The sequence below is a fragment of the Mesorhizobium sp. 01N446 genome (assembly GCF_056399285.1).
This window is the reverse complement of sequence record NZ_JBFTRA010000002.1, coordinates 13,403-36,186: the sequence shown is the minus strand read 5'-3', so window position 1 is coordinate 36,186 and position 22,784 is coordinate 13,403. Positions and strand designations below refer to the sequence as shown.

Genomic DNA, 22,784 nt, shown 5'->3' with positions numbered 1-22,784 from the left:
GGACAGCGTGCGAGTGGCTGTTCTTCGACCGTTCGCGAGTGACCCCTCGGCGGCAGGACGTGCAGGATGCAGTCGGGCCTCCGGATACGGTCGTTAGCAAAGCCCGTAATGAAATCGCGGCGAACGTGGCGATCACAAGCAGGGAGGGTAGTTCCTGAGCCGAACGCTTGCGGAACCTTTTCGACCGCAATGCTTTACGCATCCGATGTCACGCAGCGTCGTAACGTTCGCCAATACCATCATGTCGCGTCTGCTGGCGGCTTTGTTGCTCGCCGGCGTAGCTGCCTGTTCTTCGTCCGATGCTGAAGACAAGCAGGCGCAGAACGCCAAGTCCACCGCCAGTTCAGCGATCATGGTCATCGACAGTTGGACCGCCGGCGCCGCACCTTCCCACTATGCGGGAGCCACGTTGCGGTCTTTGGCCGAAGCGTTAGCTGACTACGATCGGCAACTACAAACGGCGGACGGTTCGGACTCCTCCAGGCGACTGGCGCGACAACTCACAGCCGCTGCCGAGCGGGCCGAAAATGCCGTCACGAGCGGCGACAGAGCACAAGCGGGGCAGGCCGGTCAGGAGCTTCGAACTGTCATTGCCAAGTTCGTTATGGCAGATCCCGCCGATCAAGCGCCAAATCCATGAAAAAATTGCTTGAAATCTCGCTCGGCGTGGTGACCAGCGTTGGCGGATTCCTTGAGGTCGGATCGTTGGCGACAGCAGCCCAGGCCGGTGCATTGTTCCACTTTCAGCTGGTCTGGGCGATTCTCCTTGGGACTATCTGCATTATTTTCCTGGTGGAGATGGCCGGCCGTTTCGCAGCCGTCAGCAAGCACACGATAGCCGACGGCATTCGCGAGCGCTTCGGCTTCAATGCGTTCCTTTGGCCTCTGGTCAGTACATTGCTGGTCAATTTCCTGGTGCTGTCTGCTGAAATCGGCGGTGTCTCCGTTGCTGCTGAACTCGCCACCGGGATCGGCTTCCAATGGTGGGCGCTGCCGGTAGCTTTCATTGCGTGGCTCTTGCTGTGGAAAGGCACTTTCGGCCTGATTGAGAAAGGCGTTTCGCTGTTGGGGCTGGTAACGCTCTGCTTCGTCGTAGCGGCGGTCCTCCTCAAGCCCGACTGGACGCGGGTCGCCGTCAGTTCGGTGCCTTCCTTGCCACATCACGACACCGCTACTTACTGGTTTATGGCTGTCAGCATTCTGGGTGCTTCCATCTCGCCATATCTCTTCATGTTCTATTCCGCGGGTGCAATCGAGGACAAATGGGACAAGAGTTATCTCGGTATCAATCGCGCCATTGCCGGGCTCGGCATGAGTTTCGGCGGGACCATCTCCATAGCCGTGCTTATTGTCGCTGCGCTGGTGCTTGGAGCAAACGGCATCACCCAAGTGGACGATTACCACCAATTGCCATTGATGCTGACTCCGGTGTTCGGTTTCTGGGGCTTTGTGCTGTTCGTTGCGTCGCTCGGCATCGCCTGCTTCGGCGCGACGGTCGAGATCGCCCTTCAGCAGGCATACCTCGTCGCGCAGGGGTTCGGATGGAATTGGGGCGAGGACCGCAAGCCTCGCGAGGATCCAGGCTTCACGATTGTCTATACCGTCACAATCTTCGCGGCCGCCATTCCGATTGCGCTCGGCCTTGATCCGCTGAAGCTTACCATCTTTTCAATGGCCCTTACGGCCGCAAGCCTGCCTCTGGCAGTCGTGCCATTTCTTTTTCTGCTCAATGACCGGTCTTATATGGGCGAACATCGCAACGGCGTGATCTCCAACGCGGCAGTGCTCTTTGTTATCGCACTTGGCTTCATCCTCGCGGTTGTCACCATTCCCCTGCAAATATTTGGAGGCAGTTGATGCTCATGATACGCGACGTTTTGGACAAGCAGGTTGTCGACCGCAATCAGGTCAAGATCGGCAAGGTGGACGGGATAGTGGCCCAGTTGAGACAAGGTAAGCCCCCAAGGATCATCGCCGTCGAGATCGGCTCGATTGCGCTGGCGCGCCGCTTGGGACCGCTCCCTGGACGCTGGATGGTCATTCTGGCCGCCAAGCTGGGGGGCGAACGCCATGCCAAGCCTCATCGGGTGGCATGGAGCAAGGTTCGCGACATCGGCCTTGACATCGAGGTCGATGTCGATGTGCGCAAGACTGCGATTTTTGACTGGCAGGGCTGGTTGCGCGACCACGTCGTCGGAAGGATTCCGGGAGCTTGATGATGGCAACCGCAAATCTCGACCAACTGGCAGGTCGGCGCGTATTCTCGAAGGAGGGTCAATGCATCGGCCATCTGGAAGAGATCGTCGCCGAAGCAGATGGCGACGACCTTGTCGTCACTGAGTATCATGTCGGTATTTTCGCGGTGTTCGAGCGTCTGTCCGCCTCGTCAATCGGCACGGCCCTGCTCGACCTCGTCCGGCTGCGCCATCGCAAAGGGATCTATCGGATTCCGTGGGACAAGCTTGACATTTCCGACCCCGCGCGGCCCGTCCTTCGCTGCTCCGAGCAGGAGCTCGCAGCGATGCAATCCAGCGTGCGGGTCGAACGCTGAGGTCCGGTCACCGGTCAGTCGAGCTTCAGACGATCAGTAACTGGCACGCAACGGCGATCGATCAACCGATATCATATTGGAGAAAGGCCTTGAATGCTGCTGCGAGAGCGGCTGGATTTTCTTCTGCGACATGGTGCCCACTCTTTATCCCAAAGCCTCCCACGTCGTCGGCCCAGTGCTTCCATATTGCGACCGGATCGCCATAGATCTGCTCCAAGTCATCGTCGAGCGACCAGAGGCAAAGCATCGGACAGCGCACCTTCCGGCCTGCATCTCGATCATCACGGTCGTGGCGATGGTCGATCCTGACACCTGCGCGGTAGTCTTCGATCATCCCATGGACGACAGCAGGATCGTGGATGAAGGAAACCAACTCGTCATAGGCCTCACGTCCCATCTGATCTGGCCGCAAGGCGCTGTACCATGCCATTGGGTCTGCCAGGATGGCCCGTTCTGGCTTCTCGGGTTGAGCGAAGAAGAACCAGTGGTACCAATCGCGGGCAAATTTCCAGTCGGCACGCTCCAGATGCTCGATGACTGGCAATCCATCCACGGCAATCAGTTTTCGCACCAGGTCGGGATGGTCCATCGCCATTCTGAAAGCGACCAGGCTGCCACGATCATGCCCGGCGACGAAGAAAGTGTGGTGGCCCAATCTTTCCATCATCTCAACCAGCGCCGAAGCCTTTGCTCGCTTGGACGATAACCTGCTCTCGGGGTCATCGGCCGGTATGTAGGAGCGCCCGAAGCCCGGAAGGTCGGGGCACACGATCCTGAAATGTGCTGACAGCAAGTCCGCGACCTGGCCCCACGTCATATGCGAGCGAGGATGGCCATGGATCAAAAGGAGAGGCGGCCCAGATCCGCCGTGCCGAAGCCGTATCGGTCCGCCCTCGGTATCAATCATTTCAAGCTCGAAGTTGTCGAACATGTACCATCTACCCACGGGTCAACCATGAGCTTATAAAACCTTCTCACCGAGGAACGGTTCACGGCGGGATCGCCATTTCTCCGTGCCCCAGTCGGAATAATCCCGGGACGTGACGGGCTCCCCGTCAGATAGATTTGTCCTTGCCATCAACACTTGATGGAGCGAAAAGCTTGCAAGCCGTTGCAGAGCCGCCGGTCGGTAGTATCAAAGCAAACTAAACCTCGGGGTATCGCTGGCGCTCTCATGCCTCCGCGCTGTCCCTTGTTGTTTGTTTTCTTGTCTCTATGGTTAGCCCATTTCCGGAGGGTGGCATGCCTCGTCGATCGGCTCGGGCTCATTTGCTTGGTCTCATCGCGGTGGCCGTTTTGCCAGTCTGGCTGTTTGCTGCCTACCTCCTTGTAGAATATGCGCTTCATGAACAAAGCCGCTTTGAACAGGATGCATTGCAGACGGCACGACAGGTCTCCTTGGTGGTCGAGGCCGAACTCCTCAATTTACAGACGATCCTCGATGGGTTGTCAAAATCGGGGTCTCTCGCAAAGGGGGATCTGAAAGCGTTTGAGGATGAAGCGCGTCGGCTTGCGCAGGGCACGGATAAGATCATCGCATTGCGCGACCTCGATGGCCGCCAACTTGCAAACACACAGATTGCACAGGGAGAGCCATTGCCGCCCGTCGACCCTGTGACGACCGACGAGCGCGAAAAGCTGAAATCGGGCGGCATCTCGGTCAGCAATGTGTTCGCGGCCAAAGACACCACGGACTATCGGGCGGCGGTCGAGAGACGCGTGTCCGGACCGAACGGCGAAGAGTGGCTGCTTTCGGTATCCGTGCCGACTGCCCGCATTCGCGATGTCATGTTGCCCGCCGTGCCGCAAGGCTGGACTGTGGGCATTGGCGATCGCCACGGCAGTTACGTCGCACGGTCGAAGCAACACGAGGAGATGACGGGAAAGCCTGGGTTGCCGGAGTACGTCGAAAAAATCGTCAGGCCTCATGGCAGTTTCACGGCCCGCAATTTCGAAGGGACAACGCTGCTGGCAGGTTACTACCGTTCTCCGTACTCTGGATGGTTTTACACCGCCAATGTGCCGCTCTCGGAAGTCCAGGCGCCGCTTTGGCGTTCGCTCGCAGCGATTGGTGGAATTGGCGCGGCGGCGCTGCTCATCTCCCTTGCCCTCGCTTACATCGTTGGAAAAAAGCTGACCCAAGCCACGATTGATCTTGCTGGCCGCGCAGAGTCGCTTGGTAATGGCCGCGAAGTTCGGCCAATGTCCACCTCGGTCGCCGAGTTCGCCACGATCGCCCAGGCGATGGTCAATGCAGAGCACGCTATTACGGAACGCACGCGAGAGCTGCAGACCGTGCTTGAGACGGTGCCGGCAGCCGTATGGTTTACTTATGACCCTCAAGCTCGCCAGGTTATCCGAAATCGCTTCGCGGCCGAGTTGATGGGTCTACCGACAGTAACGTCCAAGTCATTCGGCGAACCCGATCTCGTTATTGACACAGTGGCCGTCAAGGACGGGCAGCGTGTCGCTCGCGAAGATCGTCCTTTGAGCCGGGCGATGCGCGGTGAGACGATCGACAACCAGGAATTTGCATACATTCTGCCGTCGGGTGTTCACCGTTACCTGCTCTCCAGCGCACGTCCGATCCGCGATCCGAGCGGATCCATCATTGGTGCCGTGCAAATCAGTTTGGATATCTCGGAGCGTAAGCGTGGCGAAGAGCAACGTCAGCTGCTGCTCAACGAACTCAATCACCGGGTGAAGAACACGCTGGCGGTTGTCCAGTCGATCGCCACCCAGACAATCCGCAACGCCGCGGATCTGCCGGAGGCAGGACGCAACCTGTCCAGCCGGCTCGTCTCGCTGGCGAAGGCTCACGATGCCCTGACACGCCAAAATTGGAGCGGTGCGGACCTCGGCGATCTGATCGCCAACTCGATCACCGCGCACGCACCGCTCGACCGTTTTCGGATCAGCGGGGAGGATGTCTGGCTTGCGCCAACCGTAGCGCTTTCATTTGCTTTGGCACTTCATGAGCTCACGACCAACGCCATCAAGTACGGGGCGCTCTCCAACGGGGCCGGGACAATTTCAATCGCCTGGACGATTACCGGCGAGGAGGATGGGCGTAAACTCAAGCTGGAATGGCGTGAGTCAGGAGGGCCTCCGGTCATACCTGCAACGCGCAAGGGCTTTGGTACGCAATTGTTGACGCGCGTTTTCGACGATGAGCAATCTGGCGGAGTTGTCTTGCGATACGAGCCATCCGGCCTGCTTTGCGTTTTCCATGTGAGCCTCTCCAGGCAGACAATTGCGGGGGCAACGACCTAAGAGCTCATCTCAATGTGAGACACTACGCCGAGTGGGATTGCGGACGCTGGCTCCGGCCCAACTCCCTGGCGCGCGCAGGTCTTTCGTCGTTGCGTGCGCATTTCTGGCATGGCCGGCGCGAGGCCGAATTTGCGTGGCATAGCAATACAATCTACGGCGAATTTCGTGGAACAATCGGATGCCCAGACCGTTGCCAAGCGGTCTTCAAGCTCAGGATTTGCCTTGTTCCAGCGACCCAACGAAAGTCTCGCTACCTCGCAAAGGTCTGGCGATGCCACTCATGGCCAGGGCGGATTGGCCGAGCCCAGGCAAATCGCCAACGTTGCGCGCCGACTGGTTGTCATCTCGAATAGGTTGGGTAACATTCGCGATCTGTCGCAAGCTGGCGGGCTGGCGGTTGGTGTCGAGGATGCGTTGGCCGAGCGTGGTGGCTTATGGCTCGGAGCAAGCGACGAACATCAGGACTCTGTCGCGAGCGACCAACCGCTGATCCGCCTCGAACGCTTGGGTAGGATCGAGACGGCTGCGCTCATCCTGCCGCGCGAGGAGTATTCGCTATATTACAACGGCTACGCAAACAGTACGCTATGGCCGCTGTTCCATTATCGGCTAGACCTGGTGAACCACCGGGCAGAGTTTCTAGCCGCCTACCGGCAGATCAATGCGCGGTTTGCGAAAGCGCTCGTGGGACTATTGTCGGGCAACGACGACCTAATCTGGATTCACGACTACCATCTTATCCCCTTGGCCGCCGAGTTGCGGCGGCTCGGAATCCGCAATCGGATCGGCTTTTTCTTGCACATTCCGTTCCCGCCGCCTGACCTGTTTGCAGCCACACCCGACCATGAAGAGCTCATCGGCGATCTGCTTCAGTATGACGTTGTGGGTTTCCAGACCGAAACGGACGTGGCGAATTTTCGGCGCTCGGTGCAGGCCACCAATTCCACGACCTTTGATACCAACGGCGCAGCTGAGGCAAATGGCCGGACAGTGTTGTCGAAGTGCTTCCCAATAGGCATCGACGTCGATTCATTCTCTCGCATGGCCAACGACGCGGCCGAGGATGTCCAGATTGATTCCATGCGCCGCCAGATTCTGGGACTGAAACAAATCATCGGCGTCGACCGGCTGGACTACTCCAAAGGTCTGCCCGGCCGCATGCAGGCTTTCGCTCGCCTCCTGGAAAGGCACCCTGAACAAGAGCGGGCGGCAACTTATTTGCAGATTGCGTCGCCCACGCGCGAGGAGGTTAGCGCCTATGCTGACATCCGGTCACAGCTAGAGGCAACTGCTGGCGCGGTGAACGGGAAGTACGCCGATCTGGCCTGGACCCCGATCCGCTACATCCACCGAGCCGTAGCGCGCTCGCGGCTAGCTGGTCTGTTGCGCGCTAGCCAGGTCGGCTTGGTCACGCCTTTGCGTGACGGGATGAACCTCGTGGCAAAGGAATACATAGCCGCCCAGGATCCAGCCGATCCCGGAGTGCTTGTATTGTCTCGTTTTGCAGGTGCGGCGGAAGAGCTTGCGGAGTCCCTGATCGTGAATCCTTATGCGGTTGACGAGGTTGCCGATGCCATCGCAAAAGCGCTCGTGATGCCACTTGATGAACGAATTGCTAGGCACGGCGCACTGCTCAAGCGCATCAAGCGCAATGACGCAGCAGAATGGCGGCGATCATTTCTCGCCGCGCTCGCGGGCGAGGGGTAGTGTGCGTTCGCACTAATCCTGCAAGCGGCCTGACTAAACCGAGTTTACAAAGGGAAGCAGCTGTGTGGCGGCGAGCAGGCCGCTTTCATGCGGAATTACCAAGTTCGGCGGCGCGATGCAGGCTGGTGCGCGAAATATCCGGCGCCGCCGTTTCCGAAGCAGGCGGCGCCAGAGTTCCAACCGGAACACTGCAAAACCGGACTGGAACGCCGCGGACCGAACCAAATGTCGTCAAAGACGTTGAGTCGCGTTGCGTCATCAGCCGGGGGCATTTCCATGACAAAGGGCGAGCTATCTACCTATCGTACCAAACGCGATTTCACCAAAACGAAAGAACCCAGCGGCGAGCGTTTGATCGCGAAATCAAACCGGCTACGGTTTGTAATCCAGAAACACGCAGCCACACGGCTCCACTACGACCTTCGCCTCGAGCTCGACGGTGTCTTCAAGTCCTGGGCCGTCACCAAAGGTCCATCGCTCGATCCCCAGGATAAACGCCTTGCGGTAGAGGTTGAGGACCATCCGCTGGACTACGGCGACTTCGAAGGCACGATCCCAAAGGGACAGTATGGCGGCGGCACCGTGCAGCTGTGGGACCGTGGATATTGGGAGCCAGAAGGCGCTATGTCTCCTGAACAAGCCTTGGAGAAAGGCGATCTGAAATTCACGCTTGACGGCAAGCGCCTGCATGGAAGCTTCGTTCTCGTGCGCATGAAGCACGACCGCAATGGCGGAAAGCGAACCAACTGGCTTTTGATCAAGCACCGCGACAAATACGCGACTGATGGCAATGGCGACGCAGTGCTGATGCAGGACCGGTCCGTCGCCTCGGGCCGGAGCATGGAAAAGATTGCAGCCGGGAAGGGGGCCGGCCCGAAGCCGTTCATGATGCAAGGCTCATCGGTGCCCGATTCGGACGCCGTGTGGGACAGCAATCGCGGCCTCGCCGCCGAGGAACGCGCAAAGTCGTCAAAGGCATCGCCAAAGCCGTCGCCGAAAGCATCGCCACGTCCGAAACGCGCCGTTCGTGCCGATGCGGTCAAGATGCCCGACTTCATCGCACCACAGCTTTGCGCGACGCTCTCCCGGCCGCCTGTAGGAGCAAACTGGGTTCACGAAATCAAGTTCGATGGCTATCGCGTCCAGCTGCGGGTCGAAGATGGCGTCGCCACGCTGAAGACCAGAAAAGGCCTGGACTGGACAGAGAAGTTCGGCGCCATTGCCAAAGAGGCGGCCAGCCTTCCCAACGCTATCGTGGATGGTGAGATCGTGGCGCTCGGCGAAAATGGCGCACCGGATTTCGCCGCCTTGCAAGCGGCGTTGTCGGAGCGCCGGACAAAGGATTTGATCTTCTTTGCATTTGATTTGCTGTTTTCGGACGGTGTCGATCTGCGAAAGCTGCCGCTCTCGGAACGCAAGGTAAGGCTAAGCAAGATGATCGGCGAGGTTGAGCGCGGTGAGGAGAACCTCATCCGCTATGTCGAGCACTTCACCAATGGCGGTGACGCTGTGCTGCAGTCTGCCTGCCGACTTGAACTCGAAGGCATTATCTCCAAAAAAGCTGATGCACCCTACGTCTCGGGCAGAACCGACACCTGGGCAAAGTCGAAATGCCGCGCCGGGCATGAGGTTGTTATCGGCGGCTGGTCGACGACCAACGGAAAATTCCGCTCATTGCTGGTCGGCGTCAACAGGGGCGAACATTTCGCCTATGTCGGCCGTGTCGGGACTGGATACAGCGAGGCAAAGGTCAAGCAGCTGCTGCCGCGGCTGAAGGAGATGAAGACAGCGAAGTCGCCGTTTACAGGCGATGGCGCACCGAAAAAGGATTCAACCGTCTTTTGGACGAAGCCGCAACTGGTCGCGGAAATCGAGTTCGCCGGCTGGACCGGCGGCGGCAATGTCAGGCAGGCGGCCTTCAAGGGCCTTCGCGAAGACAAGCCAGCAAAGGAGGTAGAGGCGGAGCGTCCCGCCAATCCACAAGAGACGCAGATTGCCGAACCTGCCAGAGGGTCCGGCCGGACCGGAAAAACCCCAATCGTCATGGGCGTCATCATCTCGAAACCTGACAAGCCGCTTTGGCCGAATGCCGGTGATGGCGGGAAGCCAGTCACCAAGCTCGACCTCGCGGAATACTTTGAGGCCGTTGGCCCTTGGATGATCAAGCATCTCAAGGGCCGCCCCTGTTCACTCGTGCGCGCGCCGGACGGTTACGCCGGCGAGCAGTTCTTCCAGCGCCACGCCATGCCTGGCACGTCCAATCTGCTGGAATTGGTGAAAGTCTTCGGCGACCACAAGCCGTATCTGCAGATCGACCGCGTCGAGGGCCTGGCTGCGATCGCCCAGATCGGCGGCCTGGAACTGCACCCCTGGAATTGCCACCCCGCTCATCCCGAGGTTCCCGGCAGGCTGGTTTTCGACCTGGATCCCGGTCCGGAGGTTTCCTTTGGCGAAGTTGTCGCGGCCGCCAAGGAGATGCGCGACCGTCTCGAAGATTTGGGGCTGGTCAGCTTTTGCAAGACCACGGGCGGCAAGGGCCTGCACGTTGTGACGCCGCTGGCCGGCCAGCGCAGCAAAACGAACTGGCCCGAGGCCAAGGCCTTCGCGAAGGCGGTGTGCGTGCAAATGGCGGCGGACCGTCCGGATCTCTACCTCGTCAACATGGCCAAGAAGTTGCGGACGTCCCGGATCTTTCTCGACTACCTCCGCAATGATCGCATGGCGACGGCCGTTGCACCCCTGTCACCGCGTGCCAGAGAAGGTGCAACTGTTTCCATGCCACTGACCTGGAGCCAGGTGAAGGCGGATCTCGACCCGAAAAAATACACAGTCCGCACCGTGCCGGGGTTGCTGAAGAAGACGGTTGCCTGGGCCGACTACGACGATGGCGAAAGGTCTATCGCGAGCGCGATCAAACGGCTCGGTTCAGCAAAGCTAGCGGCATGACATCGAAACATGCAAAACCGTCTTTCGCCGTCCCATTGGACACGGAACCGATGGAGGCAAAGGCCGCCGCCACGTTGCCTGACAGCGCTGGCCAATGGCAGTACGAACCCAAATGGGACGGCTTCCGCTGCCTTGCCTTCAAAGCTGGCGATGAGGTCGACCTGAGGGCAAAGTCTGGCAAGCCGCTCGGCAGATACTTTCCGGAAGTCGTCTCGATGCTGCGTGTTCTGAGGGCCACTGATTTCGTGGTCGACGGTGAGATCGTCATCGAGGTGAATGGCGCGCTCTCTTTCGATGCGCTGCAGATGCGATTGCATCCAGCGGAAAGCAGGGTTCGAAAGCTGTCAGTCGAAACCCCCGCCAGATTGATCTTGTTTGATATGCTGGCTAGGGCGGACTTCAACGTGATGGACCAGCCGCTGTCCGAAAGGCGCCAAGCTCTGGAACTGTTCGCAGAATCGGCTGGTCATGCCGATATCGAACTGTCTCCTTGTACTCGGGATTTGGCGACAGCAACGAAGTGGCTTGGCGCATCCGGTCATGGTTCGACGGACGGCGTTGTCGCCAAGCTTGTCGACGACGAATATCGGCCCGGCGAACGCGCCATGGTCAAGGTCAAACGGCTGCGTACAGCCGATTGCGTAGTCGGAGGCTTTCGCTATCTGGCAAATGCGCGTGAGGTCGGCTCCTTGCTGCTGGGTCTCTACAATAACCTGGGCAAGCTCGACCATGTGGGGTTCACGTCGACAATCGCGCGGGAGGATCGACCGCAGCTGACCCGACAACTCGAAGCTTTGCGGTCGCCTCCTGGTTTTACCGGCAAGGCTCCGGGCGGCCCAAGCCGCTGGAGCACCGAGAGGAGTGGGGAGTGGGAACCGGTTCACCCCGAATTGGTGGTCGAAGTTCGCTTCGATCACGTCACGAATGATCGCTTCCGGCACGGTACCAAATTTCTGCGATGGCGCCCCGACAAGAATCCCAAGCAGTGCACCTTCGAACAGATGCTGAAAACATGAAATCGGCACGCGGTCTGTAGCGCGCGTTGCGCTCAAACCTTAGCCCCATGCGCTCGACTGCCCAGTGTTCGCTTCTTGACCTCCTTTCGTAGTTAGGCTGGGCCTCTGGCGTGATTCCCGCAACGACCCACTGGCTCCGGCGGCGGCGCTAATCGATCAGCGCGTCAATCCGCCTGGAACTATCCATTCCTTAATCCGCCGAGCCAAATTCCGCTGCAGTGACTCGTTCGGCGTCACCGAAAGTTCTCATACCCGCTTGGTGCCTTCGGTGAGTGCTGAGGTTGCAGCGCCTGCTGCTGACCGGATTTAGACAGCGGGAGCTCTCCCCCGTTGATGGTCCGAAAAACCTCGCTGGCAGGCTGCTCAACCATTGGGTTAGGTGGCATCGGTGTCGATTGCGTCATTGTGGAGTCCTCCGGTTACTGCGCTGCACGTGCGCCAATGAGCGTTACTGTTTGCGTAATTGCGGGCCTGACCTAAGCAGCATCGACGCGCTGGAGATCAGAGACGCGGACCACGCCGTGCTGGCTGACGAAGGTCAGGGTCGTGTCCGTGCTCTGGCTCTGTGAAACACCAGATATGCGATGATCTCCGGTATCGTAGATTATCGTATTTCCATGATCGTCGATGACCAGACGGCGCTTCTCGTTAAACGCCGCGTAGCGCATATGGTTCTGGGAGCCAGCGGCAGACGGGCTTCCAAACTCGTCAGGCCACCACGAGCCGGCGGTTGCCAAACCAGCCGAGCGATAGCTCACATTCGTATCGTCGTTGCGCCCCTCGGCTGGATGATCGCGGAGGTAGGCGGAGAGCTCGCCCGCGATAGCGTTTAGCTTCGCCTTGAGGCTGCCGTTGAACATGTCGCCGACCATCGTCATGCCGGAAGACCATTGCGACATGCCTCCGAAGTCGACATGGCTGAACTGGGCCATGGTCCCGCCGCCACGCCGCAAAGCGTCTAGAACAGCGGTGACAGCGCCTTCGGAGATGCCATGCTCGCGCGCAAGACGGGCGGTCAGTTCGGTGTCGTCGTGGGTCATCATGATGTCCTGAGAAATCGATGGAACAGCGTACGGCCGCGCATGCAAGCTTTGTCGGGCCGTTAGTCTGCGCAGCACGGAAGTAACGAGCGTCGAGAGGCGCGGTTCCCGTACCCGGCAGAACGGCAACACATTCGACAGTCACCCCACCCAGCAATCGTGTAATCCGCCACGAAATATCGCGGAACATCCGCCAATGTCATTTGACGGAAACGCTTATTTGTCGGGAATATTTGCACCCGGTCGCACTTCTGGGGCAGACCAAGGGAGGCTGCCATGACAAGACGTATCGATCGCGAGAAGATCGAGAGAGCGGACCGCGGGAGCAGATGTGTCCGGCGGCTCAAGCCGAGTCGGGCGTTTCGGCCTCTCGATCATGTTGGAATTGCTCTGCCCATTGCAGATCCATCAGCCAAGGCTCGCGCCGGCCGATCCAGAGTTCATAGCCTGGAATGATGTCGCTCGGGGCGAGGTCCAGAGCGCCCAGCATGATCTCCGCCTCGTCGTCCCGCAATGAGGCGATGCGCGATCCGCAATTGGGGCAAAAGCTTCGGCCATTGAACGCCCGTAGGTCGCCAGTGCCCCGATAATTCGACCGCGCCCAAACACCGAAGAAGTTGAACGCGCTGCCGCTCGAGCGGCGGCAATCCTGACAATGGCAAAGGCCAACACGAAGCGGAGCGCCTGTGACCGAGAAGCGAACCGCACCACAGAGGCACTCACCTCTGCGAATATCATCTTCGCTCATGTCAGAGCTCGCTTTGGAGGATCACGGTTCTCGTCGGGGTTGGGGACTGGCAACTCGTCCGGCAAAAGCTCCGGGTCGGGCTCGCGCACGTCTGGTGTCCAGCTTGGCGCATCCACCGGCGGTTCGTCGTTCGGCTCTGGTTTGGGCGGCATGCCTATTCTCCTGGTGTGTCGGTTGGGCGAGGTGTCTTGCCAGCCACCGGACGTGCGTCGCTTCGTCTGGTCGTGAAGGGGTCCGCCAAAGCGCTGGCACGTTTGGGCGGAGCGCCTGCCGTCTTGGGGCTGGCTGGCGCCTGGCCGGAGTCATTGGTGCCAGGGTTTTTACGCTGGATTTCGACACCGGCTGCCTCTGGTTCCTTGGCAATTGCAGCGTTGAGGTTTTTGATCTTGGCCATCCCGTCATCTCCTTTGCTGGCCAACGACCGGCCGTCAGGAATGTTCCATGCCGCGCGGAACTCGCAGGGGTGCAGGCCTGTTATCGATGATCACAGAGGAGCACCGAAAAATGTCTGACAATGAAAACCATCGTGAAACCGGCGCGACGAAATATCCCGCCAAGACGGGTGCCGAACCATCGGATGCGTTCTCCCAGGACGCAGCTGGAAACAAGAAGCCCAAGGGCGGAGTTGGATTGACGCGTCCCGTGGACGAAGTCGATGACAAGACGCATCAATCGGACGGACAGAACCCATCAGGACAGGTAAAGAGTGCTCGGCCATGTACGTCGCCAATCTTCAGCTTGAAGGTCTGATGATGGCAGTCGCGTCGATCAACAATTTGCTTGTCCACAGAGGCCTGCTTTCGATCGACGACATCGATATTGCGCTGCGAAAGGCCGAGGCCAATGTGACGGGCGACGAGCGGACTTATGAAGATATGTCGCCGGCCAATCGCGACGCCATCTGCTTCCCGATCCGGCTTCTGCAGATCGCAAACAATGCCCAAGGCGAATCCGACATTCCACCGTTCTCGGAAAAAAGATGGTTGGACAAACGAAAGAGCCGTATAACGATCAGCGGTAACCACGATGGCTCGATTTCGGTGACGGCTTACATCTCGCTGTTCTGAATAATTCCCGCTTCGCCATCTTGGATAGGCCTGCGCGATACCGTTGTGTTCTTGAGCCGAACGCCAGGGCCGCCATGGATCGTCTCGCCATCACTTAGAAAGGCAACCCCCGCCAGTTCGAGCGCCGATCGCATCGCGACAATCATGCCGGCGGCCGGAATGCGCTTCCCTTTCTCGAAGTCCCGAACCGTCCCCTCGCTGACCTGCGCTTTGGCGCTAAGCCTGGCTTGTGACCAATCCAGCAGAGCACGCGCCGCCCGGCATTGCTCGACAGTCAATTGGGTCACAAACTTCTCCTCGATCGACACGGTGCTCGTTGGCCTACGCGCTCTTGCGCTTCGGCTCGCTCTTTTTGGGTGTCGCTAGCCCCTCCTGCTTGAGGCTCTTCTTAAGCACCTCAGCCAGGTTGATAACGTTCTCTTTCGGCTTAGGAGCCGCCTTCGGTGGCGCCTTGCCCTTGCGCTTCGCGTCAATCATGGCAATCAGCGCATCTTCGTAGGTGTCCTCGAATTTCGAGGGATCGAAAGTGGTCACCTTCTTGTCGATGAGCATGCCGGCGATTTCCAGCAACTCGGGATCGTACTTCGCCTTGGTCAAGCCCTCAAAAACACTGTCCTCGGCGACCATCTCGTTGTGGTTTCGCAGCTCGGTCATCACCATGCCCTTGCCATAGGGTTGGATCACAACTTCCCGGCCGCGCTGATAGAGCACGATGCACGACCGTGCTGCGACGCCCTTGTTCTTCATCGCGTCGCGGATCACACCGTAGGCTTCGACGGCCGCGCCGTCGGCGGGAATGAGGTAGTAGGGCTTCTCGAGATAGCGGGTGTCGATCTCGCTGATCGCGACAAACTCGCCTACTTCGAGCGTGTGATCCGAGGTGAGCTTAAGCGCCTTGATATCCGCGGGCTCGATCTGAAGGAATTCATCCTTCTCGACCTCGAACCCCTTGACCTGGTCTTCTGCGTCGACGGTCTTTCCTGTCTTCTCGTCGGCATAGACGCTTTTGACAGGAAGACCGTCCTTGCGGTTCAAAATTTTGAAGTGGATCTTGGATGCCTCGCTGGTGGCGCCGACAATCTTCACCCCGCAAGTCACCGATCCAACCTTCAAAAAGCCCTTCCAGACAGCACGTGGCGCAGCCATGTCGTTCATCCTGTTTCCGGTCAGTGCAAACGAGTTTTCTTTCAAATCGTTCCCTCCGCCGCGGGTTCGGCGGAGTCGACTAGATCCAGCAAGAAGCTTGAAAGCCAAGATGGCGGGATCGACCGTGTCGCGGCGCCAGCGATCGTCAACAGCGGTTCGGCAACCGGCTTCGACGGCTCCAAGGTACTGACACGACGAAGAGCGGAATCCATGCCTTCGCCAGGGTGCTATCTGGCAATCTGACAGATAAGGGAATCCGCGTGAACGACGTTGCTCCGGTCCAATGTCGCCACCGCTCAACCCGCCGGAAAAGCAGGCCGCGGACGTCTCGAAATTTGGCGCGAAGGCCGATGAAACGGCCCGCGCAGCCGGAAGAAATTGCACCCGCCTAAGTGTTTCTGGCATCGCTGCAATCTCCAGTCGCCTGGCGCAGGCGTCGCCACATCACGGAAGCTGGCCGAAGATTTTGACTAGCAGGGCACGGCCGACCATACGGTGGCGCCGGCGAATGCTGACGCCCTTGTCGCCCAATGGCAGGGCGTTCACCGCGTTGGGGGCAAGCCCTGCTCGAAAAGAGACCGTCGATGGACAAACGCGGCAGGTCTGGAGCGACGTCGATGGCAACGAGGTGATCGAGAAATACACCATTGCCGGCGTGGGCCATCCAAGGCGACTTCACTCATTGGCCGATGCTTCATGCGGACCGCCGCGGACGGGGACAGTCGGTCCCGCGTCCCGTCCTGCGGCCGGCGCTATGCTGACGCTCCTACGGCTGTCCCGTTCACCGCCCGCGGCGGGGCGAATTTCCTCCGTCCCGCGCGCGACAATTGTCCGCTGTTGCGGACGCGCGCAGAACTGCGGCTTATACGCCGTCTTTCCTTAGAGGGCCGACCGAGGGTTTACATCGAGAAGGGGTCTTCGACCCGTCCAGCGGCCCGCAGAACCGCGACCTTTGAGTCTACATCGAATCTCTGAACTTCGTTTCCACGACCTAGTAACGCAGCCGGCGCCTCAAGCGATAGAACGCCGGGGAGCTCTGCAAGTCACGCGCGGCGTGCGTCATGAACAGGACAACGAACAAAATCAGCAAGGTAAAAGCGATTCCGGTGATAATGGGCATTGGACACTCTCTGGAAATCGAACTCGGTGTGACGGTTGGTTCAAAGTTGGAAGGCCAGCGCAGTCAGCCCGACCGCATAACACCGGGCTCCTCTGTCGGCTGATCGCTGATTGGCTGCTGCTGGGAGCTGTCGAGCACCACGTCTGAAAAGTTGACTGTGGCAACCAGATAGCCGGCTTCGTCGTAGACCCTTGTGACCGATCCGGATTGGTCGAGACCGGTGGGAGCACCAGCAACAAGCGCCGCGTGGGCCTTTTCGATTGCTCGTGGGCTAGCCAAATCGGGACTCGCCAACTCTTCCTCGAATGTTGTGGTCTGGTCGAACTCTGTGGTCTCAAAGCGGAACTTCGGCATGAACATCTCCTGTCACCAAGCAATGTCCGTGCACAAATTGGGTTCCCGAGAACCGACGTACGGGGAAGCTCGAAGACCGATATCCGATCTTCCCGCCGACCTCACGTCCCATTGACTCTTTGTCAGGAAGAGAACAAATGAGGAACATGCCATCAGCATTTCGCGTTCAGAGGACAGATGAGTGCATCGACGCCGACTGCTGCCATTTCCGATCTCCGAGATCGCATTGCGCGTCTCGAAGGCGGAAGCACGCGCGAACGAGCGGTGCTTCCCTTCGGTGTCGCTTCCATCGACAGCCATCTGCCTGGGGGCGGGGTGGCGCTTGGTGCTCTTCATGAGGTGGCCGGTGGCGGCAATGGTGCAATCGATGGCGCTGCTGCATCGCTTTTTGCTGCAGGCATTGCGGCTAGGACGCAAGGCAAGGTGCTGTGGTGTGTGACGCGCCAGGATCTGTTTGCGCCGGCAATCGCACAGGTCGGACTTCACCCTGATCGGGTAATCTATGTCGAGGCCGGTGACGACAAATCCTTGCTCGCCTGCTTCGAGGAAGGCCTGCGGCATGTCGGACTTGGGGCTGTGGTCGCTGAGGTTGCGCGGCTGTCGATGACGGCTTCGCGACGCCTGCAGCTTGCGTCAGAAGCGTCGGGAGCGATGGGCATCGCAATCCGCCGCTGGCGCCGCCAGACCGAAGCTGCCGATTTCGGCCAGCCGACAGCCTCCGTCAGCCGCTGGCGGGTTTCTGTTTTGCCATCGCGGCCGCTCCCCGTTCCGGGTGTTGGCCGGGCACGATGGCAACTTGAATTGATCAGATCCCGTGGAGGGGAAACGCTCGATATCGAAGTGGAGGCTTGTGATGCCAAGGGTCGTCTCGCTCTTCCTTCCAAGCTGGTCGACCGACCGGCTCAGAAGGAAATTGGGCGACGTCTCGCCGCCATCGGATAAGCCGTTGGTGACAGTGGGGCGGCACGGCAATCGTCGCCTGGTGACCGCGGTCGATCGCGCCGCATTGGAAGCCGGCTTGCGGGTCGGAATGCCTGCAACGAAGGCGCAGGCACTGGTCCAGGGGCTGGCGGTCATGGATGCCGAACCCGATGCCGACGCGGAGGCATTGGAGCGGCTGGCGCTATGGGCATTGCGGCGGTACGCGCCGATCGTCGCGACAGATCCTTCGGACGGATTGGTCATGGACACCACGGGCGCCGATCATCTTCACGGCGGCGAGAAGTTGATGCTGATTGATATGGTCAAGCGTCTCAGCCAGGCCGGCATCTTGGCGCGGGCAGCAGTTGCGGACAGCTGGGGTGCCGCACACGCCGTTGCGCGATACGTCAGGCAGACCGTCAGCGTGGTTGCCGTGAACGCTACCTATGATGCAATCCTTTCGCTCCCTATCCCGGCGCTGCGCTTGCCCGATGCAATGGTCAGCGGTCTGCGTGTCTTGGGCTTCGACAGGGTAGGCGAGCTTTTGAAGCAGCCGCGCGCGCCGCTGACCCTGCGCTTCGGACCGGAACTGGGTCGCCGCCTTGACCAGGCGACGGGGCGCCTCGCCGAACCGATAGAGCCGGTCCGGCCGGCTGATGTGATCGAGGTCAAGCGTGCCTTTGGCGAACCCATCGGTGCCGCCGAGACAATCGCGCGCTATGTCGGCAAGCTTGTTCAAGCGCTTTGTCTCGAGCTGGAGGCCAAGGGCCTCGGCGCGCGGCGGCTTGACCTGCTGCTCTACCGCGTCGACAATCGGATCGAAGCCATTCGCGTCGGCACAGCCTTGCCGGTCCGAGATGTTAAGCGGTTGACGCGTCTCATCTGCGACAAGATCGAGAAAATCGACCCGGGCTTCGGCATCGAACTGATGCGCCTGTCGGCGCCGCTGGCTGAACCGCTGACGCCCAGACAGACCATTTCATCGCTCATCGAGCAACGCGACGCGGACATCTCAGATCTGATCGACATCCTCGGCAATCGTGTCGGTGAGGAAAGGCTCTATCGGTTTACCCCTGTTGCCAGCGACGTGCCCGAACGGTCTGTTCGGCGCGTGGCACCCGCGTCGGTTGAAACCGGCGACGCTTGGCCTGACCATTGGCCGCGTCCGGCGCGTTTGTTTGCCGTGCCGGAGTTGATCGAGGCGATAGCGCTGTTGCCCGATCATCCGCCGGCGAGCTTCACCTGGAGAGGCATCCGGCGGCGGGTCAGGCGCGCCGATGGTCCCGAGCGGGTTTTTGGCGAGTGGTGGAAGCGTGACGCCGAGCTTGCGGCCGCGCGCGACTATTTCCAGGTCGAGGACGACGCCGGCGAACGGTTCTGGATCTATCGCGCCGGCGATGGCGAGGATGTCGCGACCGGGTCCCATCGCTGGTTCCTGCACGGCATCTTCGGATGACTACGCCCTACGTTGAACTCCAATGCACGTCGCATTTCTCCTTTCTGCGCGGCGCCAGTTCCTGCGAGGAGTTGTTTGCGCAGGCTGCCGTCTCGGATATGCCGGCGCTCGCCATCTGCGATCGCAACAGCCTAGCCGGCATCGTTCGTGCCCATGAAGCAGCGAAAGCGACTGGCGTAAGGCTGATCGTCGGCTGCCGGCTGGATCTGGCCGAGGCGATTTCCATCCTGGTCTATCCAACCGATCGGGCCGCCTATTCGCGGCTGTGCCGGTTGCTGTCGCTGGGCAAGAAGCGCGGGGGCAAGGCAAAATGCGTGCTGGACTGGGCCGATGTTGTCGCTTACGGCGAGGGCCTTATTGCGTTGTTCGTTCCCGATCAGGCCGACGACGCATGCGCGCTCTGGCTGCGGCGACTGCGCGAGGCATTTGGCGAGCGCGCCTATATGGCGCTGACCTTGCGGCGCCGTCCCAATGACGCTTTGCGGCTGCACAACCTCTCCAACCTCGCCGGGCAGGCCGGTGTGCCAACAGTCGTCACCAACGACGTGCTGTTCCACGAGCCGTCACGGCGCATCCTGCAGGATGTCGTTACTTGCATCAGGCACAATGTCACGATCGATGATGCCGGGTTTCGGCGCGAGCGGCATGCCGATCGCTATCTGAAGCCGCCCGAGGAAATGGCGCGGCTGTTCGGCCGCTATCCCGAGGCGATCGCTCGGACACTTGAAATCGCCGATCGCTGCCGGTTTTCACTGGACGAGCTTGCCTACCAATATCCCGAGGAGCGGATGCTGCCCGGCCTGACGCCGCAGCAGGCGCTGGAGAAACTCACATGGGAAGGCGCCACGGAGCGCTTTCCCGAGGGCGTGCCGGACAAGGTTGTCGGCACGCTCAAACATGAATTGCAGCTTATCGAGAAGCTGCAATACGCGCCGTATTTTCTGACGGTGAATTCAATCGTACGCTTTGCCCGCAGCCAGGACATTCTCTGCCAGGGCAGGGGGTCTGCCGCCAACAGCGCCGTCTGCTATGTGCTTGGCATCACATCAATCGATCCCGACCGTAACGATCTTCTGTTCGAACGCTTCGTATCGGAGGAACGCCGCGAGCCGCCCGACATCGATGTCGATTTCGAACATGAGCGGCGAGAAATCGTCATGCAGTGGGTGTTCGACACCTACGGCCGTGAACACGCCGCACTTTGCTCGACCGTCATCCGCTATCGCTCGAAAGGCGCCTTGCGCGATGTCGGCAAGGCGCTCGGCTTGCCTGAAGACCTCATCAAGATGCTGTCGTCGCAGGTCTGGGGCTGGTCGGACGAAGGCGTCCAGCCCAAGCACGCCGAGGAATTGAACCTCAATCTCGGCGATCGCCGCCTTCGCCTGGCGCTGGATCTGGCCCGGCAGTTGATCGGCGCCCCGCGCCACCTGTCGCAGCATCCTGGTGGCTTCGTGCTGACCCGGGACCGGCTCGACGATCTGGTGCCGATCGAGCCGGCCGCGATGAAGGATCGTCAGGTCATTGAATGGGACAAGGATGACATCGACGCGCTGAAGTTCATGAAGGTCGACGTGCTGGCGCTGGGCATGCTGTCTTGCATGAAGCGCGGCTTCGATCTCCTGTCGCAACACAAGGGCATCACTCTCGATCTCGCAACGATCCCGGCCGAGGATCCGCGCACCTATGCGATGATCCGCAAGGCCGACACGCTCGGCACCTTCCAGATCGAATCTCGCGCGCAGATGTCGATGCTGCCGCGCATCAAGCCTCGCACCTTCTATGACCTGGTCATCGAGGTCGCGATCGTTCGCCCGGGGCCGATCCAGGGTGACATGGTGCACCCCTATCTGCGTCGGCGCGAAGGCAAGGAGGACGTCGTCTATCCCAAGCCCGAGCTCGAAAAGGTGCTCGGAAAAACACTGGGCGTGCCGCTGTTCCAGGAGCAAGCGATGCGGGTGGCAATCGAATGCGCCGGCTTCACCCCGGGCGAGGCCGATCAGCTGCGCCGCGCCATGGCGACCTTCAAGCATACCGGCGGCGTCTCCAGCTTCGGCGCCAAGCTAATCGGCGGTATGGTCAAGAACGGCTACGAGCGCGAGTTCGCCGAAAAAACTTTCAAGCAGCTGGAGGGCTTTGGCAGCTACGGCTTTCCGGAAAGTCACGCGGCGAGCTTCGCGCTGATCGCCTACGCTTCGTCCTGGCTGAAATGCCATCACCCCGATGTCTTCTGCGCAGCCCTTCTCAACGCTCAGCCGATGGGTTTTTACGCGCCGGCGCAGATCGTTCGTGACGCCCGCGACCATGGGGTTGAGGTGCGCCCGGTGTGTGTGAATGCCTCACGCTGGGATTGCACGCTCGAGCCCACTGAGGACGAGGATCGGTTTGCCGTTCGCCTTGGCCTGCGCATGGTTCGCGGCCTGGCCAATGCTGACGCGGCCACCATCGTAACCACACGCGCTGACCGGCCGTTCACTTCGGTCGATGATTTATGGCGCCGAGCCGGCGTTCCCGCTGCCTCTCTGGTTAAACTTGCGCAGGCCGATGGGTTTCAATCGTCATTGTCGCTGGCCAGGCGTGAAGCTCTGTGGGCGATCAAGGGACTACGCGACGAACCGCTGCCGCTGTTTGCCGCCGCGTCTTCACGCGAGCAGCGGACGGTGGCCGAGCTCCAGGAGCCCGGCGTCACATTGCGTGCCATGACCGCCGGTGGCGAGGTCGTTGAAGACTATGGTCATGTCGGGCTGACCCTGCGCGATCATCCCGTGTCCTTCTTGCGTGCAGATCTGCGGCGCAAACGCATCGTCTCGTGCCGGCAGGCCATGCAGGCGCGTGACGGACAATGGCTGGAGGCGGCGGGCCTCGTACTGGTTCGCCAACGGCCGGGCTCAGCCAAGGGCGTCATGTTCATCACCATCGAGGACGAGACCGGGATCGCCAATCTGGTCGTTTGGGTGAAGGTCTTCGAAAAATATCGCAGGGTAGTCCTTGGTGCCGGCATGATTGGCGTCTATGGGCGCATTCAGCGAGAAGGCGAGGTGGTCCATCTCGTCGCGCATCGGCTCACCGATCTGTCAGTCGATCTCGCCAGCGTCGGTGATCGGAATGCCGCTTTCCCGTTGCCGCATGGCCGTGGCGACGAGTTCCATCACGGCAGCCCGACGCCTGATCCGCGCGGACTGCCGAAGGGGCCGAGGCCGCGAAACATCATCGACCCCTATCTGCACATCGACCAGATCAAGGTGAAGACACGAGATTTCAAATAGGCTGGGGTTTCAGCTTTGCCGACGAGGATGCGCACGCTGGCCAACGCCGCTCTGCCAGCCGAAAGGCGGCTGACGGGAAGAAGCGAGGTTGTCCTAGCGATGCAAGGTCGGCCGATAGATGAGCTCTGGGATGCGGCCGTCGAGCGTGCGCTGTTCGACACCCGGAGCTCCTCTCT

20 protein-coding genes and 2 pseudogenes are annotated in these 22,784 nt (G+C 60.2%); 14 read left to right on the top strand and 8 right to left on the bottom strand.

Going from position 1 to position 22,784, the window contains the following annotated elements; translation table 11 throughout:
* Window positions 1-241 precede the first annotated feature (241 nt).
* From AC1DPX_RS08365 to AC1DPX_RS08350, 4 genes are read left to right on the top strand one after another with little or no spacing between them, the layout of a single operon-like run.
* Window positions 242-640, top strand: a complete 399-nt coding sequence (locus AC1DPX_RS08365; protein ID WP_477235847.1) for a hypothetical protein — start codon at window positions 242-244, stop codon at window positions 638-640.
* Window positions 637-1,857 carry an NRAMP family divalent metal transporter gene (locus tag AC1DPX_RS08360; protein WP_477235845.1) on the top strand — a complete coding sequence of 407 codons (1,221 nt, stop codon included), beginning with the start codon at window positions 637-639 and terminating at the stop codon, window positions 1,855-1,857. The genes AC1DPX_RS08365 and AC1DPX_RS08360 overlap by 4 nt, the downstream gene beginning before the upstream one ends.
* Window positions 1,857-2,216, top strand: a complete 360-nt coding sequence (locus AC1DPX_RS08355; protein ID WP_477235843.1) for a hypothetical protein — start codon at window positions 1,857-1,859, stop codon at window positions 2,214-2,216. Before AC1DPX_RS08360 ends, AC1DPX_RS08355 begins: the two co-directional genes overlap by 1 nt.
* Window positions 2,216-2,551: a hypothetical protein gene (locus AC1DPX_RS08350; protein WP_477237459.1), complete on the top strand. Its 336-nt coding sequence runs from the start codon at window positions 2,216-2,218 to the stop codon at window positions 2,549-2,551. Before AC1DPX_RS08355 ends, AC1DPX_RS08350 begins: the two co-directional genes overlap by 1 nt.
* Before the next feature lie 61 nt (window positions 2,552-2,612).
* On the opposite strand, the gene AC1DPX_RS08345 is transcribed toward AC1DPX_RS08350, so the two are convergent.
* Window positions 2,613-3,482, bottom strand: a complete 870-nt coding sequence (locus AC1DPX_RS08345; RefSeq protein WP_477235841.1) for an alpha/beta fold hydrolase — start codon at window positions 3,480-3,482, stop codon at window positions 2,613-2,615.
* Window positions 3,483-3,793: 311 nt separating this feature from the next.
* Between AC1DPX_RS08345 and AC1DPX_RS08340 the strand changes: the two genes are divergently transcribed.
* The 4 genes from AC1DPX_RS08340 to AC1DPX_RS08325 all read left to right on the top strand — a co-directional run bounded on the left by AC1DPX_RS08340 (window position 3,794) and on the right by AC1DPX_RS08325 (window position 11,493).
* Window positions 3,794-5,824 carry a sensor histidine kinase gene (locus AC1DPX_RS08340; protein WP_477235839.1) on the top strand — a complete coding sequence of 677 codons (2,031 nt, stop codon included), beginning with the start codon at window positions 3,794-3,796 and terminating at the stop codon, window positions 5,822-5,824.
* Between the two features lie 165 nt (window positions 5,825-5,989).
* Window positions 5,990-7,531, top strand: a complete 1,542-nt coding sequence (locus tag AC1DPX_RS08335; protein WP_477235836.1) for an alpha,alpha-trehalose-phosphate synthase (UDP-forming) — start codon at window positions 5,990-5,992, stop codon at window positions 7,529-7,531.
* Window positions 7,532-7,807: 276 nt separating this feature from the next.
* Window positions 7,808-10,477 (top strand): DNA ligase D, encoded by a 2,670-nt coding sequence (ligD, locus tag AC1DPX_RS08330; protein ID WP_477237457.1) that lies wholly within the window; start codon window positions 7,808-7,810, stop codon window positions 10,475-10,477.
* Window positions 10,474-11,493 carry an ATP-dependent DNA ligase gene (locus AC1DPX_RS08325; protein WP_477235834.1) on the top strand — a complete coding sequence of 340 codons (1,020 nt, stop codon included), beginning with the start codon at window positions 10,474-10,476 and terminating at the stop codon, window positions 11,491-11,493. The genes ligD and AC1DPX_RS08325 overlap by 4 nt, the downstream gene beginning before the upstream one ends.
* Window positions 11,494-11,969: 476 nt before the next feature.
* On the opposite strand, the gene AC1DPX_RS08320 is transcribed toward AC1DPX_RS08325, so the two are convergent.
* The 4 genes from AC1DPX_RS08320 to AC1DPX_RS08305 form a co-directional block, all read right to left on the bottom strand.
* Window positions 11,970-12,533, bottom strand: coding sequence for a hypothetical protein (locus AC1DPX_RS08320; RefSeq protein WP_477235832.1), 564 nt, complete (start codon window positions 12,531-12,533; stop codon window positions 11,970-11,972).
* 343 nt (window positions 12,534-12,876) lie between these two features.
* Window positions 12,877-13,281: a GFA family protein gene (locus AC1DPX_RS08315; protein WP_477235831.1), complete on the bottom strand. Its 405-nt coding sequence runs from the start codon at window positions 13,279-13,281 to the stop codon at window positions 12,877-12,879.
* Window positions 13,278-13,433 carry a hypothetical protein gene (locus AC1DPX_RS08310; protein ID WP_477235829.1) on the bottom strand — a complete coding sequence of 52 codons (156 nt, stop codon included), beginning with the start codon at window positions 13,431-13,433 and terminating at the stop codon, window positions 13,278-13,280. The genes AC1DPX_RS08315 and AC1DPX_RS08310 overlap by 4 nt, the downstream gene beginning before the upstream one ends.
* Before the next feature lie 2 nt (window positions 13,434-13,435).
* Window positions 13,436-13,675, bottom strand: a complete 240-nt coding sequence (locus AC1DPX_RS08305) for a hypothetical protein (RefSeq protein ID WP_441935417.1) — start codon at window positions 13,673-13,675, stop codon at window positions 13,436-13,438.
* 110 nt (window positions 13,676-13,785) lie between these two features.
* On the opposite strand from AC1DPX_RS08305, the gene AC1DPX_RS08300 reads away from it, so the two are divergent.
* Window positions 13,786-14,031, top strand: a complete 246-nt coding sequence (locus tag AC1DPX_RS08300; RefSeq protein ID WP_477235827.1) for a hypothetical protein — start codon at window positions 13,786-13,788, stop codon at window positions 14,029-14,031.
* Window positions 13,998-14,302 (top strand): annotated as a pseudogene (locus tag AC1DPX_RS08295) (hypothetical protein). The gene AC1DPX_RS08300 and the pseudogene AC1DPX_RS08295 overlap by 34 nt, the downstream one beginning before the upstream one ends.
* Before the next feature lie 27 nt (window positions 14,303-14,329).
* Here the strand turns inward: AC1DPX_RS08295 and AC1DPX_RS08290 are convergent.
* Window positions 14,330-14,635, bottom strand: a complete 306-nt coding sequence (locus tag AC1DPX_RS08290; RefSeq protein ID WP_320410763.1) for a helix-turn-helix domain-containing protein — start codon at window positions 14,633-14,635, stop codon at window positions 14,330-14,332.
* A gap of 34 nt (window positions 14,636-14,669) precedes the next feature.
* Window positions 14,670-15,494 (bottom strand): non-homologous end joining protein Ku, encoded by an 825-nt coding sequence (ku, locus tag AC1DPX_RS08285; RefSeq protein WP_057143716.1) that lies wholly within the window; start codon window positions 15,492-15,494, stop codon window positions 14,670-14,672.
* Between the two features lie 138 nt (window positions 15,495-15,632).
* Here ku and AC1DPX_RS08280 point away from each other — a divergent pair.
* Window positions 15,633-15,883: pseudogene (locus tag AC1DPX_RS08280) on the top strand (SDR family oxidoreductase); the annotation flags it as partial.
* A gap of 794 nt (window positions 15,884-16,677) precedes the next feature.
* On the opposite strand, the gene AC1DPX_RS08275 reads toward AC1DPX_RS08280, so the two are convergent.
* Window positions 16,678-16,968 (bottom strand): hypothetical protein, encoded by a 291-nt coding sequence (locus AC1DPX_RS08275; RefSeq protein WP_156388968.1) that lies wholly within the window; start codon window positions 16,966-16,968, stop codon window positions 16,678-16,680.
* Window positions 16,969-17,145: 177 nt separating this feature from the next.
* Between AC1DPX_RS08275 and AC1DPX_RS08270 the strand changes: the two genes are divergently transcribed.
* Genes AC1DPX_RS08270 through AC1DPX_RS08260 form a run of 3 tightly spaced genes read left to right on the top strand, consistent with a single transcriptional unit; the run spans window position 17,146 to window position 22,608 of the window.
* The gene (locus AC1DPX_RS08270) at window positions 17,146-17,910 is read left to right on the top strand and encodes an ImuA family protein (RefSeq protein ID WP_441935411.1); all 765 of its coding nucleotides are present in this window, start codon (window positions 17,146-17,148) and stop codon (window positions 17,908-17,910) included.
* Complete coding sequence (locus AC1DPX_RS08265) at window positions 17,822-19,345, top strand: Y-family DNA polymerase (protein WP_477235826.1); 1,524 nt, start codon at window positions 17,822-17,824, stop codon at window positions 19,343-19,345. Before AC1DPX_RS08270 ends, AC1DPX_RS08265 begins: the two co-directional genes overlap by 89 nt.
* Window positions 19,342-22,608 carry an error-prone DNA polymerase gene (locus AC1DPX_RS08260; protein ID WP_477235825.1) on the top strand — a complete coding sequence of 1,089 codons (3,267 nt, stop codon included), beginning with the start codon at window positions 19,342-19,344 and terminating at the stop codon, window positions 22,606-22,608. Before AC1DPX_RS08265 ends, AC1DPX_RS08260 begins: the two co-directional genes overlap by 4 nt.
* Window positions 22,609-22,784: the final 176 nt, after the last annotated feature.

Excerpts from the sequence above, each read along its gene's own strand:
- AC1DPX_RS08365 (WP_477235847.1), top strand. The coding sequence starts at position 242 with ATGTCGCGTCTGCTGGCGGCTTTGTTGCTCGCCGGCGTAGCTGCCTGT.
- AC1DPX_RS08360 (WP_477235845.1), top strand. The coding sequence starts at position 637 with ATGAAAAAATTGCTTGAAATCTCGCTCGGCGTGGTGACCAGCGTTGGC.
- AC1DPX_RS08355 (WP_477235843.1), top strand. The coding sequence starts at position 1,857 with ATGCTCATGATACGCGACGTTTTGGACAAGCAGGTTGTCGACCGCAAT.
- AC1DPX_RS08350 (WP_477237459.1), top strand. The coding sequence starts at position 2,216 with ATGATGGCAACCGCAAATCTCGACCAACTGGCAGGTCGGCGCGTATTC.
- AC1DPX_RS08345 (WP_477235841.1), bottom strand. The coding sequence starts at position 3,482 with ATGTTCGACAACTTCGAGCTTGAAATGATTGATACCGAGGGCGGACCG.
- AC1DPX_RS08340 (WP_477235839.1), top strand. The coding sequence starts at position 3,794 with ATGCCTCGTCGATCGGCTCGGGCTCATTTGCTTGGTCTCATCGCGGTG.
- ligD (WP_477237457.1), top strand. The coding sequence starts at position 7,808 with ATGACAAAGGGCGAGCTATCTACCTATCGTACCAAACGCGATTTCACC.
- AC1DPX_RS08325 (WP_477235834.1), top strand. The coding sequence starts at position 10,474 with ATGACATCGAAACATGCAAAACCGTCTTTCGCCGTCCCATTGGACACG.
- AC1DPX_RS08320 (WP_477235832.1), bottom strand. The coding sequence starts at position 12,533 with ATGACCCACGACGACACCGAACTGACCGCCCGTCTTGCGCGCGAGCAT.
- AC1DPX_RS08315 (WP_477235831.1), bottom strand. The coding sequence starts at position 13,281 with ATGAGCGAAGATGATATTCGCAGAGGTGAGTGCCTCTGTGGTGCGGTT.
- AC1DPX_RS08310 (WP_477235829.1), bottom strand. The coding sequence starts at position 13,433 with ATGCCGCCCAAACCAGAGCCGAACGACGAACCGCCGGTGGATGCGCCA.
- AC1DPX_RS08305 (WP_441935417.1), bottom strand. The coding sequence starts at position 13,675 with ATGGCCAAGATCAAAAACCTCAACGCTGCAATTGCCAAGGAACCAGAG.
- AC1DPX_RS08300 (WP_477235827.1), top strand. The coding sequence starts at position 13,786 with ATGTCTGACAATGAAAACCATCGTGAAACCGGCGCGACGAAATATCCC.
- ku (WP_057143716.1), bottom strand. The coding sequence starts at position 15,494 with ATGGCTGCGCCACGTGCTGTCTGGAAGGGCTTTTTGAAGGTTGGATCG.
- AC1DPX_RS08275 (WP_156388968.1), bottom strand. The coding sequence starts at position 16,968 with ATGCCGAAGTTCCGCTTTGAGACCACAGAGTTCGACCAGACCACAACA.
- AC1DPX_RS08270 (WP_441935411.1), top strand. The coding sequence starts at position 17,146 with ATGAGTGCATCGACGCCGACTGCTGCCATTTCCGATCTCCGAGATCGC.
- AC1DPX_RS08265 (WP_477235826.1), top strand. The coding sequence starts at position 17,822 with ATGCCAAGGGTCGTCTCGCTCTTCCTTCCAAGCTGGTCGACCGACCGG.
- AC1DPX_RS08260 (WP_477235825.1), top strand. The coding sequence starts at position 19,342 with ATGACTACGCCCTACGTTGAACTCCAATGCACGTCGCATTTCTCCTTT.